Annotated in this window: 14 protein-coding genes; 7 read left to right on the top strand and 7 right to left on the bottom strand. The window is 52.7% G+C overall.

Features of this window, described 5'->3' with window-relative positions:
* Positions 1-8: 8 nt before the first annotated feature.
* From galS to mglC, 4 genes are all read left to right on the top strand, one after another.
* Entirely contained in the window at positions 9-1031 is a 1023-nt protein-coding gene (gene galS, locus AK59_RS0114135; RefSeq protein WP_029883074.1) for an HTH-type transcriptional regulator GalS, read from the top strand.
* Between the two features lie 294 nt (positions 1032-1325).
* On the top strand, positions 1326-2324 hold the full coding sequence (gene mglB / locus AK59_RS0114130) for a galactose/glucose ABC transporter substrate-binding protein MglB (RefSeq protein ID WP_014832691.1): 999 nt from the start codon (positions 1326-1328) through the stop codon (positions 2322-2324).
* An 80-nt stretch (positions 2325-2404) separates the two neighbouring features.
* The gene (gene mglA, locus AK59_RS0114125) at positions 2405-3925 is read left to right on the top strand and encodes a galactose/methyl galactoside ABC transporter ATP-binding protein MglA (protein WP_029883073.1); all 1521 of its coding nucleotides are present in this window, start codon (positions 2405-2407) and stop codon (positions 3923-3925) included.
* A gap of 15 nt (positions 3926-3940) precedes the next feature.
* On the top strand, positions 3941-4951 hold the full coding sequence (gene mglC / locus AK59_RS0114120; protein WP_013097952.1) for a galactose/methyl galactoside ABC transporter permease MglC: 1011 nt from the start codon (positions 3941-3943) through the stop codon (positions 4949-4951).
* Between the two features lie 51 nt (positions 4952-5002).
* On the opposite strand, the gene AK59_RS0114115 is transcribed toward mglC, so the two are convergent.
* From AK59_RS0114115 to AK59_RS0114090, 6 genes are all read right to left on the bottom strand, one after another.
* The gene (locus AK59_RS0114115; RefSeq protein ID WP_029883072.1) at positions 5003-5440 is read right to left on the bottom strand and encodes a helix-turn-helix transcriptional regulator; all 438 of its coding nucleotides are present in this window, start codon (positions 5438-5440) and stop codon (positions 5003-5005) included.
* Positions 5437-6786, bottom strand: a complete 1350-nt coding sequence (locus AK59_RS0114110; protein ID WP_029883071.1) for a type II toxin-antitoxin system HipA family toxin — start codon at positions 6784-6786, stop codon at positions 5437-5439. Before AK59_RS0114110 ends, AK59_RS0114115 begins: the two co-directional genes overlap by 4 nt.
* A 134-nt stretch (positions 6787-6920) precedes the next feature.
* Positions 6921-7634 carry an outer membrane permeability protein SanA gene (gene sanA, locus AK59_RS0114105; protein ID WP_023619764.1) on the bottom strand — a complete coding sequence of 238 codons (714 nt, stop codon included), beginning with the start codon at positions 7632-7634 and terminating at the stop codon, positions 6921-6923.
* Between the two features lie 127 nt (positions 7635-7761).
* The gene (gene cdd, locus AK59_RS0114100; RefSeq protein ID WP_029883070.1) at positions 7762-8646 is read right to left on the bottom strand and encodes a cytidine deaminase; all 885 of its coding nucleotides are present in this window, start codon (positions 8644-8646) and stop codon (positions 7762-7764) included.
* Positions 8647-8775: 129 nt separating this feature from the next.
* A complete protein-coding gene (locus tag AK59_RS0114095; RefSeq protein WP_013097948.1) occupies positions 8776-9471 on the bottom strand; it encodes a CidB/LrgB family autolysis modulator in 696 nt (231 codons plus the stop codon).
* Positions 9468-9866, bottom strand: coding sequence for a CidA/LrgA family protein (locus AK59_RS0114090; RefSeq protein WP_023619766.1), 399 nt, complete (start codon positions 9864-9866; stop codon positions 9468-9470). Before AK59_RS0114090 ends, AK59_RS0114095 begins: the two co-directional genes overlap by 4 nt.
* A 167-nt stretch (positions 9867-10033) precedes the next feature.
* Here AK59_RS0114090 and dusC point away from each other — a divergent pair, with 167 nt between their 5' ends.
* On the top strand, positions 10034-10966 hold the full coding sequence (gene dusC / locus AK59_RS0114085) for a tRNA dihydrouridine(16) synthase DusC (protein WP_013097946.1): 933 nt from the start codon (positions 10034-10036) through the stop codon (positions 10964-10966).
* A 90-nt stretch (positions 10967-11056) separates the two neighbouring features.
* Here dusC and yohP read toward each other — a convergent pair whose 3' ends face one another.
* The gene (yohP, locus tag AK59_RS1000000125485) at positions 11057-11140 is read right to left on the bottom strand and encodes a small membrane protein YohP (protein ID WP_015572324.1); all 84 of its coding nucleotides are present in this window, start codon (positions 11138-11140) and stop codon (positions 11057-11059) included.
* Between the two features lie 204 nt (positions 11141-11344).
* On the opposite strand from yohP, the gene mdtQ reads away from it, so the two are divergent.
* Together mdtQ and AK59_RS0114070 are read left to right on the top strand one after the other, a co-directional pair.
* Positions 11345-12763 (top strand): multidrug resistance outer membrane protein MdtQ, encoded by a 1419-nt coding sequence (mdtQ, locus tag AK59_RS0114075; RefSeq protein ID WP_029883069.1) that lies wholly within the window; start codon positions 11345-11347, stop codon positions 12761-12763.
* A gap of 50 nt (positions 12764-12813) precedes the next feature.
* Positions 12814-13578 (top strand): SDR family oxidoreductase, encoded by a 765-nt coding sequence (locus AK59_RS0114070; RefSeq protein WP_029883068.1) that lies wholly within the window; start codon positions 12814-12816, stop codon positions 13576-13578.
* Positions 13579-13650 lie beyond the last annotated feature (72 nt).

Raw genomic sequence — 13650 nt, 5'->3', positions numbered from 1 at the left:
TGGTGAATATGATCACCATTCGTGACGTCGCCCGTCAGGCGGGCGTTTCTGTGGCCACCGTCTCTCGCGTGCTGAACAACAGCGCGCTGGTCAGCCCTGAAACCCGTGAAACCGTAATGAAAGCAGTGACCCAACTGGGTTACCGCCCCAATGCTAACGCGCAGGCGCTGGCTACGCAGGTCAGTGACACCATTGGCGTGGTGGTGATGGACGTGTCGGATGCGTTTTTTGGCGCGCTGGTGAAAGCGGTGGATGTTGTTGCCCAGCAGCACCAAAAGTATGTGCTGATCGGCAACAGCTATCATGAAGCAGAAAAAGAGCGCTATGCCATCGAAGTGCTGATCCGCCAGCGTTGTAACGCGCTGATTGTGCATTCAAAAGCCCTGAGTGATGAGGAACTTGCCGGATTTATGGAGCAAATCCCCGGCATGGTGCTCATCAACCGGATTGTGCCCGGCTATGCCCACCGTTGCGTGGGGCTGGATAACGTGAGTGGCGCCATGATGGCCACGCGCATGCTGATTAATAACGGGCACCAGCGAATCGGTTATCTGGCCTCCAGCCACGCGATTGAGGACGACGAACTGCGTCGCGAAGGCTGGCAAAACGCCCTGAAAGAGCATGGCATTGCGCCTTCTGAAAGCTGGGTAGGCACCGGTACCCCGGACATGCAGGGAGGGGAGGCTGCGATGGTCGAGCTGCTGGGCCGTAACCTGCAACTCTCCGCGGTGTTTGCCTACAACGACAGCATGGCTGCCGGAGCACTGACGGCGTTAAAAGATAACGGCATTGCGGTGCCACAGCATTTGTCGTTGATCGGTTTTGACGATATTCCCATTGCCCGTTACACCGACCCGCAGCTGACAACGGTACGCTATCCCATTGTCTCGATGGCCAAACTGGCGACTGAGCTGGCGTTACAGGGCGCGGCAGGGCTGCTTGATACGGGGGCAACACACTGTTTCATGCCGACGTTAGTGCGCCGCCATTCGGTCTCTGCCCGGCAAATTGTGGTTCCGATCACTAACTGATAAAGCCAGCTGATGTAACCGTTTTCAATCTGTGAGTAAATTCACAGTATCTTAACAAGGCGCTGACTATGATGTCAGCGTTTTAGGGCTGAAACGCTATGTAACAGTGATTATTCACTTTCACTATAGCCAACGTGCCGCAAACAACGAATAAAACGCATTTCTGGAGCGTTACCGAACACGGAAGATAGAAATTTTATAAGTGAACTTCGGCTGTCAGTAACGTTTTATTAACACCTGCCCGCCGATCGTTATTCACAAGAACTACCCTGCATAAAAAAAACCGGAGATACCATGAATAAGAAGGTGTTGACTCTGTCTGCTGTAATGGCAAGCATGCTTTTTGGTGCAGCAGCGCACGCTGCGGATACCCGTATTGGTGTGACTATCTATAAATACGACGACAACTTCATGTCTGTTGTGCGTAAAGCGATCGAGAAAGATGCTAAAGCAGCGCCAGATGTTCAGCTGCTGATGAATGACTCCCAGAACGACCAGTCCAAACAGAACGATCAGATTGACGTCCTGCTGGCAAAAGGCGTGAAGGCACTGGCAATCAACCTGGTTGACCCGGCTGCTGCAGGCACAGTTATCGAGAAAGCGCGTGGCCAGAACGTGCCAATCGTCTTCTTCAACAAAGAACCTTCCCGTAAAGCGCTGGACAGCTATGACAAAGCGTATTACGTCGGTACTGACTCCAAAGAGTCCGGTATTATCCAGGGCGATCTGATCGCGAAACACTGGGCGGCCAACCCGAACTGGGATCTGAACAAAGACGGCCAGATCCAGTTTGTGCTGCTGAAAGGCGAGCCAGGCCACCCGGATGCTGAAGCGCGTACCACTTACGTTGTCAAAGAGCTGAACGACAAAGGTCTGAAAACCCAGCAGCTGGCTTTAGATACCGCGATGTGGGATACCGCTCAGGCGAAAGATAAAATGGACGCGTGGCTGTCTGGTCCTAACGCGAACAAAATTGAAGTGGTTATCGCTAACAACGACGCGATGGCAATGGGTGCGGTAGAAGCCCTGAAAGCACACAACAAATCCTCTATCCCTGTGTTCGGCGTGGATGCGCTGCCAGAAGCGCTGGCACTGGTGAAATCAGGTGCGATGGCCGGTACCGTGCTGAACGATGCCAACAACCAGGCGAAAGCCACCTTTGATCTGGCGAAAAACCTGGCCGACGGTAAAGGTGCGGCTGATGGCACCAACTGGAAAATCGACAATAAAATCGTTCGCGTACCTTACGTGGGCGTAGACCAGTCCAACCTGGCTGAGTTTATCGGTAAATAAGATAGTTAGTTATGTCTCCACAGGGCGCAACATGTTGCGCCCTTTTATAACGCGATATGCGAGGCCAACAAGGTATAATTATGGTCAGCACAACTACTCCGTCGTCCGGTGAATTCTTGTTGGAAATGAACGGCATCAACAAGTCGTTTCCCGGTGTTAAGGCACTCGATAATGTTAATTTAAAAGTTCGGCCTCATTCAATTCATGCCTTAATGGGTGAGAACGGTGCCGGTAAATCAACATTATTAAAATGTCTTTTTGGGATCTATCAAAAAGATTCTGGCAGCATTCTTTTTCAGGGGAAAGAGATCGATTTCCATTCAGCGAAAGAAGCACTGGAAAACGGTATCTCTATGGTTCACCAGGAATTGAACCTGGTACTGCAACGCTCGGTAATGGATAATATGTGGTTGGGACGTTATCCAACCAAAGGTGTTTTTGTCGATCAGGACAAAATGTACCGTGACACCAAAGCCATTTTCGATGAGCTGGATATTGATATCGATCCGCGCGCCCGCGTGGGAACATTATCCGTCTCGCAAATGCAGATGATCGAAATTGCTAAAGCGTTCTCCTATGATGCCAAAATTGTCATCATGGATGAACCGACATCGTCATTAACGGAAAAAGAGGTTAACCACCTTTTTACCATTATTCGTAAGCTAAAAGATCGCGGCTGCGGCATTGTTTATATCTCCCATAAAATGGAAGAGATCTTCCAGCTGTGTGATGAGATAACCATCCTGCGCGACGGTCAGTGGATTGCCACTCAGCCTCTCGAAGGGCTGGACATGGACAAGATCATCGCCATGATGGTGGGCCGTTCCCTGAACCAGCGTTTCCCGGACAAAGAGAACAAGCCGGGTGAGGTGATCCTTGAGGTGCGTAATCTGACCTCGCTGCGTCAGCCCTCTATTCGCGACGTCTCCTTCGACCTGCACAAGGGCGAAATTCTGGGCATTGCAGGCCTGGTCGGGGCAAAACGTACCGATATCGTCGAAACCCTGTTTGGTATTCGCGAGAAAGCCGAAGGCACCATCACGCTGCACGGTAAGAAAATTAACAACCACAACGCCAACGAAGCCATTAATAATGGTTTTGCACTGGTGACGGAAGAGCGGCGTTCGACCGGTATTTATGCCTATCTGGATATTAACTTTAACTCGTTAATTTCTAATATCCGCAACTATAAAAACAAAGTGGGTCTGCTGGATAACTCCCGCATGAAGAGTGATACCCAGTGGGTTATTGACTCTATGCGCGTAAAAACGCCGGGGCATCGTACGCAAATTGGTTCGTTGTCGGGCGGCAACCAGCAAAAAGTCATTATCGGTCGTTGGTTATTAACGCAGCCAGAAATTCTGATGCTGGATGAACCAACCCGCGGTATTGACGTCGGCGCGAAGTTTGAAATTTATCAGCTGATCGCTGAACTGGCGAAAAAGGATAAAGGGATCATTATTATCTCTTCCGAAATGCCGGAATTGTTAGGGATCACAGACCGTATTCTGGTTATGAGCAATGGTCTCGTTGCCGGTATTGTTGACACGAAAACGACAACGCAAAACGAAATTTTGCGTTTAGCGTCTTTGCACCTTTAAGATCAGGGGCTCCTCATGAGTGCGTTAAATAAAAAAAGTTTTCTCACTTATCTGAAAGAAGGCGGTATTTACGTTGTTCTTTTAGTATTGCTGGCCATTATCATTTTCCAGGACCCTACGTTCTTAAGTCTGCTGAACCTGAGTAACATTCTGACTCAGTCTTCCGTACGTATTATCATTGCGCTGGGCGTGGCGGGGCTCATCGTCACCCAGGGGACTGACCTTTCCGCAGGGCGCCAGGTCGGCCTGGCGGCGGTGATCGCGGCAACCCTGTTGCAGTCGATGGAAAACGCCAACAAGGTGTTCCCGGAAATGGCGACCATGCCCATTTTCGTGGTGATCCTGATTGTCTGCGCCATCGGTGCGGTGATTGGTCTGATTAACGGTATCATCATCGCTTACCTGAACGTGACGCCATTTATCACCACCCTGGGTACGATGATCATCGTTTACGGTATCAACTCCCTGTACTACGACTTCGTCGGTGCGTCCCCCATCTCGGGCTTCGACAGCGGCTTCTCGACCTTCACGCAAGGATTTATTGCGCTGGGCAGCTTCCGCCTGTCGTACATCACTTTCTACGCGTTGATTGCGGTGGCGTTCGTCTGGATCCTGTGGAACAAAACCCGCTTTGGTAAGAACATCTTCGCCATCGGGGGTAACCCGGAAGCAGCGAAAGTGTCCGGCGTTAACGTGGCCCTGAACCTGCTGATGATTTATGCCCTGTCCGGTGTGTTCTATGCCTTCGGCGGGATGCTGGAAGCGGGCCGTATCGGCTCTGCCACCAACAACCTCGGCTTTATGTACGAACTGGATGCGATTGCCGCCTGCGTGGTGGGCGGGGTCTCCTTCAGCGGCGGTGTGGGTACTGTGCTCGGCGTGGTCACCGGTGTGATCATCTTTACGGTCATCAACTATGGTCTGACCTACATCGGCGTGAACCCGTACTGGCAGTACATCATCAAGGGCGCCATTATCATCTTCGCGGTTGCGCTGGACTCACTGAAATACGCGCGTAAGAAATAAATATCAGGCGAATAAATAAAACCCGCTGCCCGTGAATGGCATGCGGGTTTTTTACGTGAAAAGTGAAGCTATAAGCGATTTGGAAATGGGCACCAGTCCGGTTTGAAGCCCAAAGGGTTTAAAGATTTTATTTATAATGTCAGCGGAATAATTACCTCTGCCATTTTCTACATCCGACAATGTTTTCCGGGATACGCTGACCAGCTTTGCATACTCATCCTGCTTCATCCCCAACACTTCGACCCTGAGTCTTTTCAGCGCCTCACCCTGTGTGATTTTACCCAGTAAAATGTCCCGTATGGCTGCATGCAGTACAGCTTGGCGATCAAGAGTACTAATCCGTGTTAAGCCTGATGAAACGCGTTGCCTCTTTACTACCGATGACTTGTCCGGATCTTCATCCTCATCATGTCGTCGCTTTTCATTTACGCTGCGTACCCGGGCTAATGTTTGTAGAAGCTCTGATTCAGATTTATTAGATATTTTCATAATAAACCCCAACGAGAAAGTTTATTCGGAATATAGCGAAAACCAATCGCGGGCATTTCCATTATCTGGTCGGGAACGCCTCGCGCCGCCAGCCTTTCCGGGAGATCGATGAGCTGGACGGCTGTCTCATGCAGAGCGTCAAGTAAAGTTGTGGGAGGGATCCACTCCGCCAGCGCCTGCGCGATAGCGTTGAAATTATAATCCCCCCCAGATTCACAAGATAATGACCACTTTAGGGTTCGCGGTATCCCCTCTGGATCGGCTTTCATTGGAGCAAAGTCATAAACAGGGGAGAGCATAATGTGATTTTCAGCTTTCACAAAGGCGGTATTTCGCCCATGGTTGTCACTATTCCCAAAAATAATATTTAACAGATCGCGACGTACCCATTCTGTTACAAAACCAGGGATATCAAATTGATAGCCCTGCTGCTGAACCATATGGCTGGAGGTAATTTTATTAATTAACGCGCGCAGCGTTGCCTCATGATCCAGGAGAGTACCGGGTGCTTTTTGTAGTAGTGAATACACCGATTCCATACCCAGCCTGATCAGTTGATCCTGCTCATTTCTCATTATGTCGAAACGTGGCAACCACAGAGAAGGATAGTGGCTACCTTCTTCAAGGCGCATTGTGTCCACTGGGATCGTGGAAAAGCCCATCGCGTTAAGCTCATGGTAATAATGAAATTCAGCCCGGAGAATATTACAATCAACTTCTGTTCTGTTTCCGCGTGGATATTTAACCAAATAATAGCGGTCCCGGTTATCCGGTTCGTTTTGCCAGGTATCGATCCATATGGCATCCGTTTCACTACAGCGCAGCAACAGTTTCGGCGCTTCACCCCCAGCGCCGGTTGCACCACCCGCCGCCGCGCCTCTTTCCTGGGCATAATCCAGAAAATCTGCCGCACGATCGATGACGTCCGCAACCGTAAACGTTTTAGTGCGTGCGAATTCATTCCATTCAGGAACGGATTCTTTTATACGCAAATTCCCGACAGGGGACATTGTGCCAAATTTCAACAATAAAAAATTCTGCTGACCAACAGGCAACCCACTGATATCGAGTGCATTTATCCAATAACGGCGACTGGCTCCGGCAGGAATGATATCGTCGATAAATCGTAGCCAGCCCGGTTGACCTTGGTCATCAAAAAAGAGTGATACAGGGTGGTTGACTGAGACCGCGTGAAAATCATCATAGTCAAGAAAATTAATCGCATACTCAGTAAGATAGTCTAACTGTGTGGTGTTCCAGTCATTTTTTTCGCTTCCCGGATATTTGATGAGGGCGATATCCGTCCATGTTTCATTCAGATATGCTTGTACGGTTAACGTCTCCATCTCACCTCCATAAAACAGCAATGAGTAAAATATTACTCATTGTTAATGAAAATGGCAACTAGCGCCACTTATATCACTCATTAGGTATCTGATGACAGAGTAGTGCGTGTTATATCACGCATTATAGAATTTGATTACTTTTTCTTCTGCATGTCCAGCAGCTGCTCCGGCGTCACCGCCGGATAACCCTGCGCATCTTCCGGCACTTCATGCATGGCCGGAATTGGCACCAGGGGGCCTAAAAAGCGCGGTTCACGTTTGAAGATATAGAGATCGGCCAGCGCGCCAAAGCGAGCGCCAAACTCACGCACGCGCACGCTCAGCATATCTTTTGGCGAGGGCACCGCATAACACTGCGCCTGAATGCCCATGTGCAGCGCGATAAACAGCGCACGTTCGCAGTGGAAGCGCTGGGTGATGATGATGAAGTCGTTGGTGTCGAACACTTTGCGCGTGCGCACGATGGAGTCGAGCGTGCGGAACCCGGCGTAGTCGAGCACGATATCTGCCGGATCAACGCCTGCGGCGATCAGGTCTTTGCGCATGGTGACCGGTTCGTTGTAGCTTTGCAGCGCGTTATCGCCGCTTAACAGCAAGTAATTGACCTTGCCGCTGTTGTAGGCGTTGAGCGCGCCCTGAATGCGGTAGCGGTAATACTGATTGATGACGCCGGTGCGGTAATACTTCGCGGTGCCGAGCACCACACCCACCTGGCGATAGGGCAGGTCCTGCAGGTCATCAAAAATGTAGGGGGCCGTTTTCCAGCTCATCCACCGGTCGAGACCCAGCACGATCAACAGCAGTATGCCGACCAGGACAGACAGGCTGTAAAAAACGCGCTTTAACATGCAGATGGCTCGTACCGAAGGTGAATTTAACTCAGGCTACTGTACCCGCCTGGTTAGCGCAAGAAACAGCGCATCAACTGAAGGCTTTTTCAGCAAAACGGGCGGGCATGTCTGCCCGCCAGAAGGATCACGCCAGCAATACACGCTCGATTGACGTGCAGCCCAGCGCTTTCAGGGTGGCGGCGGTGGCATCCCATTGAATCAGCGGTGCATCGGCAATTTCTGCCAGAATGGCGCGCTGAATATCCGGGTAGTCATAGCCGTTCAGGCTCAGCAGGTTCAGTGCGCCCTGCAGCGGTGGCAGCGTTGGGTTAAACGCGGCGTTTTCGGCATAGCTGCCGCTAAAAATACGCCCATCGCGGCATTGCAGTGCCACGCCGCTCGGGGATTTGCTGTACGGCGTATGGCTCTTGTTGGCAGCGCGAATGGCCGCCTGGGTCAGGTCATCACCGGTCAGCGCGAAACCGTGATCCTGCTCGTCCATCAGCAGGGTTTTGATTTCAAGATCTTTCGGACCAAAGGCGTCAGGCAGGTAGTCGCCCAGCGTATGCGGCGCGCGACCCGGCAGATTGATGCGCAGCTGCAGCCCGCTGTTCAGTTCATTCATAAACTGACGGCAGTGCCCGCACGGGGTGTAGTTCACGGTAATGGCGCTCAGGGCCTTTTCGCCGCGCAGCCAGGCGTGGCTGATGGCGCTCTGTTCCGCATGAACAGTCTGCTGCATGGTTGCGCCCAGGAACTCCATGTTTCCGCCGAAGTACCAGGTTCCGCTGACGCCGCGCGCAATGGCGCCAACGTTAAAGTGGGAAAGATCGGCACGTGCACAGGCGGCAGCCAGCGGCAGCAATGCGAAAGCCAGCGCGTCTTCGTCAAGATCCGTGGCCTGTTTCAGCGTGGTGATCTGCTCAGCGGTGAGCAGGGCGGGGAAATGCTCATCCGCCAGAATCGGGGCCAGAGCTGATTGCAAATTCTCTGCAAGCCGGGCGAAAGCCGCTTGAAAACGTGGATGCATGGCGTTTGCCTCATAAAGGTTAATGGATCGGTAGTGTACGGAGCCGCTGGGGCTTTATATGTGATCCATATCTCATTATGTATGCAACTTATGAAAACAAAATGAAATTTGCGCGACGCATCGCAAATTTTAGCCCATCACCGCCAGAATCACGGGGAAAATGAACGGCGCCATCAGCGAGGTCATGATTCCGCAGATCACCAGTGCCAGCGAGCTGAACGCCCCCTCCTGATAATCCAGCTCCGCACAGCGGGCGGTGCCCAGCGCGTGCGACGCGGTGCCCATCGCCAGACCGCGTGCGGCTTTGGTATGAATGCGCATGACATTGAGCAGGGTATGGCCAAACACGGCGCCCAGAATGCCGACAAAGATCACGCACATGGCGCTGATGGCAGGAATGCCGCCGAGGCTGCCGCCCACGGCCATGGCGATAGGCGTGGTCACCGATTTCGGCAGAATAGAGGCGGCAATTTGCGCAGAGGCCCCCATCAGCAGTGCGACTGAAGTACCGGTGATCATCGCCACCAGGCTCCCCACAAAACAGATGGTAATAATGGATTTCCAGCGGGCGCGGATCTGGTGCAGCTGTTCATATAAAGGAAACGCGAGCGCGACCACGGCGGGTTGTAGCAGGTCGTTTAAAATTTTGCTCCCGGCAAAGTAGCGTTCGTAAGGAATACCGGTAAGCAGCAGGAACGGGATAATCACCACCATCGCCACCAGCAACGGGTTAAGCAGCGGCATCTTGAACCGGGCGGCAAGTTTGCGTGCCGCGAAGAACACCGCCAGGGTTAATGGCAGCGACCACCAGATATTGGCCATCATTGTTTTGTTCCTTTCTGTCCAACCACTTTACGTTCGCCATGTACCAGATGCGAACTCCAGCTCACCACAAGGAAAACCACCAGCGTACTGACCGCGCAGGAGACGACAATCGGGCCGAACTGGGCTTTAAGCAGATCGAAGTACTGCATGACCCCGACGCCAATCGGCACGAACAGCAGCGCCATATAGCGAATTAGAACGAAGCAGCCCGGGTTGACCCACTTAGCGGGCAGAATTTGCAACGCCAGCAGAACAAAGAGGATCAGCATGCCGATAATGCTGCCGGGAATGGTGATAGGAAGCAGGGAAGCGATGAAAATCCCGGCGTACAGGCAGGCGTAAATCAGGACGAATGCGCGCAGATATTGCCAGATAATGTTCAATGATTTTCTCATGGTTAAAATCCTTGCTGAAACGCATTCATCATACAATTAAACCCGAAAGTGTGCCATGGATCACATCATGAATTTTAAGCATACCCGTCATTCCAGAATAGAACGTCGTGCTTTCAACAAACATACAGAGCGATTACTATAGCGCGTCTTTTTTCACAGGTACTGCTATGCGTGTTTTACTGGCCCCAATGGAAGGCGTGCTCGACTCCCTTGTGCGCGAACTTCTGACCGAGGTGAACGATTACGATCTCTGCGTGACGGAGTTTTTGCGCGTGGTCGATATGTTGTTGCCGGTAAAATCGTTCTACAGACTCTGCCCGGAGCTGCACCGCCAGAGCCGGACCACCTCCGGCACGCTGGTGCGTATTCAGCTGCTGGGCCAGTATCCTGAATGGCTGGCCGAGAACGCCGCCCGTGCCGTCGAGCTCGGCTCTTACGGGGTCGATCTCAACTGTGGCTGCCCGTCGAAGCTGGTGAACGGCAGCGGCGGCGGGGCGACGCTGCTGAAAGATCCTGAGCTGATTTACCGTGGCGCGAAAGCGATGCGTGAAGCCGTGCCTGCCCATTTGCCGGTGACGGTGAAAGTGCGCCTGGGCTGGGACAGCGACGCGCGGCAGTTTGAAATTGCCGATGCGGTGCAGCAGGCCGGGGCTACTGAACTGGTGGTGCATGGCCGCACCAAAGAAGATGGTTATAAAGCCGAGCGCATTAACTGGCAGGCAATTGGTGAGATCCGCAAACGCCTCAGCATTCCGGTGATCGCCAACGGTGAAATCTGGGATTACCAGAGCGCGCAGGCCTGTCTCAAGGCCACCGGCTGCGAGGCGGTGATGATCGGCCGCGGGGCATTGAATGTGCCTAACCTTAGCCGGGTGATTAAATATAACGAGCCGCGTATGCCGTGGGCTGATGTTGTTACGCTGTTGCAAAAATATAGCCGTCTGGAAAAGCAGGGCGACACCGGGCTATATCACGTGGCGCGTATCAAACAGTGGCTCAGCTATTTACGCAAAGAGTACGATGAAGCGCTGGGGTTATTTCAGGAAATTCGGACATTACAGACTTCTGCGGATATTGCGCGGGTGATCCAGGCAAAATAATAAGCGTGTGACCGCAATTATCGCTGTGAAGCGCTGGACCAGACGCATGGGCTGGTTGACCTTTGCCCGGCGCGGTGCCGGGCAAATGAATCAGAAAATCATCTTGAACACACCCGTTACTACCAGCAGTCCTATCAGAAATATAATTAAAATGACCCACAATAATATTTTCATTCCCTTCTCCTGCGTATGTATGTCAACAGTAAGTGTAGCAGGCAATTTATAATTAAGATGAATTTGTTAATTTGACTTATTCTTGGCATGTATAATTTTCTAATTACAAAAATGTATGACAATTTGCGCATTGCCACGCATTACTAAAAAAAAGAGAGGCATCAGGCGTACTTTGCGCCTTTATTTTTTGGCGTGAATGGCGTAATGAAACGTTTTCTTATTTTATCTCTGAGTGCTCCCTTTGCCGTTATTCTGGCCGGCTGTGCGCCGCAACATGCCACGGTAACTCCCCTTAATACCCAGTCACTCACGGCGTCGGTTAATACGGTGCTGCCTCATCAGGACTGGCCGAAAAATGCATGGTGGAAAGCGTATAACGATCCCCAGCTTGATAAGCTTATTGCCAAAGCATTAAGCGATGCGCCCGATATGCAGATTGCCCGTCAGCGTATTACCCTTGCCGAAGCCCAGGCCAAAGCAGCCCTGGCGGCCGACGGTCCGCAAATTGATTTTTCGGCCGATGCCGAACGTCAGAAAATGTCCGCTGAAGGGCTGATGGGGCCCTTTGCCATAACCGACCCGGCTGCGGGCACCACCGGCCCCTGGTATACCAACGGTACCTTTGGTCTGACTGCGGGCTGGGATCTGGATTTGTGGGGCAAAAATCGCGCCCGGTTGGAGGCCCGGATAGGCAAGGTGAATGCGCAAAAAGCGGAGCTTGAGCAGACCCGTCAACTGCTTGCCAGCAGCGTGGCGCGGCTCTACTGGGACTGGCAAACTCAGGCCGCCGTGGAGGAGGTCCTCACGCAGATCAAATCCCAACAGGACAATATCATCGGTGCCGATCGCGAGCTGTATCAGCACGGGATCACCTCCTCTGTGGAAGGTGTCGAAACCGACATCAGTGCCAGCAAAACCGAAGAGCAGATCGCAGAGGTTCACGGCAAAATGAAAGCCATCGAGGCGCGTCTGAACGCGTTGACAAATATCCCCGCGCTGGCGCTCACACGGCATGCCTTACCGACAGTTGAAGCGTCGTTACCGTCGACGCTGGGGTATGAACTGCTGGCCCGACGGCCGGATCTGCAGGCGGCGCACTGGTATATCGAAGCGTCAATGAGCGAGGTCGATGCCGCCAGAGCGGCGTTTTATCCTGATGTGAATCTGATGGCGTTTTTACAACAGGATGCCCTGCACCTGAGCGATCTTTTCCGTTCTTCAGCTCAGCAAATGGGGGTGACCGCCGGGCTGACTCTGCCCATTTTTGACAGCGGCAGGCTGAACGCGCAGCTGGATATTGCCCAGGCGCAGAACAATCTGTCGGTGGCGAACTACAACAAGGCGGTGGTGGACGCCGTGAACCAGGTGGCGCGCACGGCCAGCGAAGTGGAAATGCTGACGGTGAAAAATCAGCATCAGCAGCAGGTAGAAAAAGATGCGGCGCGCGTGGTAGCGCTGGCGCAGGCACGTTTTAGCGCCGGAATTATTGCCGGTTCGCGCGTCAGTGAAGCCAGAATTCCAGCGCTGAAGGAACATCTCGCCGGATTGATGCTGCAGGGCGAGTATATCGACGCCACGCTACAGCTCACCTCCGCGCTGGGTGGTGGTTATCATCATGGCTAATCAGGGTCATTATCTATACTTACCTCTTTGCCGTTCTTCAGGAGGTGAGTATGACCAGAGTAGCGATTGTTACCGCATCGGATTCCGGGATTGGTAAAACCACGGCCCTGATGCTGGCTGAACGTGGGTTTGATATTGGCGTCACCTGGCACTCTGATGAACAAGGGGCGCGGGATACCTGCCGCGAAGTGGAGGCGCAGGGACGGCGGGCTGAAGCTATCCACCTTGATCTAAGCACCCTGCCACAGGGCGCGCAGGCGATTGAAACGTTAATTGCCCGTTTTGGTCGCCTGGACGTGCTGGTTAACAATGCGGGTGCGATGACCAAAGCGCCCTTCCTGGATATGCCGTTTGACGAGTGGCGAAACATTTTCACCGTCGACGTGGACGGTGCGTTTCTCTGTTCGCAGATTGCCGCACGTAAAATGGTGGAGCAGGGGGAAGGAGGGCGAATCGTCAATATCACCTCGGTGCATGAACATACGCCGCTGCCGGAAGCCAGCGCCTATACCGCCGCAAAACATGCGCTGGGAGGATTAACCAAATCGATGGCGCTGGAACTGGTGCAGCACAACATTCTGGTGAATGCCGTTGCGCCGGGGGCGATTGCCACACCGATGAATGATATGGACGAGAGTGAAGTGAAGGAAGGATCGATGCCAGCGATCCCGCTCGCAAGACCGGGATATACCAAAGAGATCGCCAGTCTGGTGGCGTGGTTATGCGACAGCGACGCCAGCTACACCACCGGGCAGTCGTTTATCGTCGATGGCGGGTTTATGCTGGCGAATCCGCAGTTTAAGCCGGCGGGGTAGCTTCCCCTCACCCCGTGGGAGAGGGTGTGTTAAGTTCCCTCTCCCAGTGGGAGAGGGTTAGGGGGAGGGCAA

This window comes from Enterobacter sp. T1-1, assembly GCF_000710795.1.
Classification (GTDB): Bacteria; Pseudomonadota; Gammaproteobacteria; order Enterobacterales; family Enterobacteriaceae; genus Enterobacter; species Enterobacter cloacae.
Note: the sequence above shows the minus strand (reverse complement) of the source record. Positions and strands in the feature narration are given on the sequence as shown.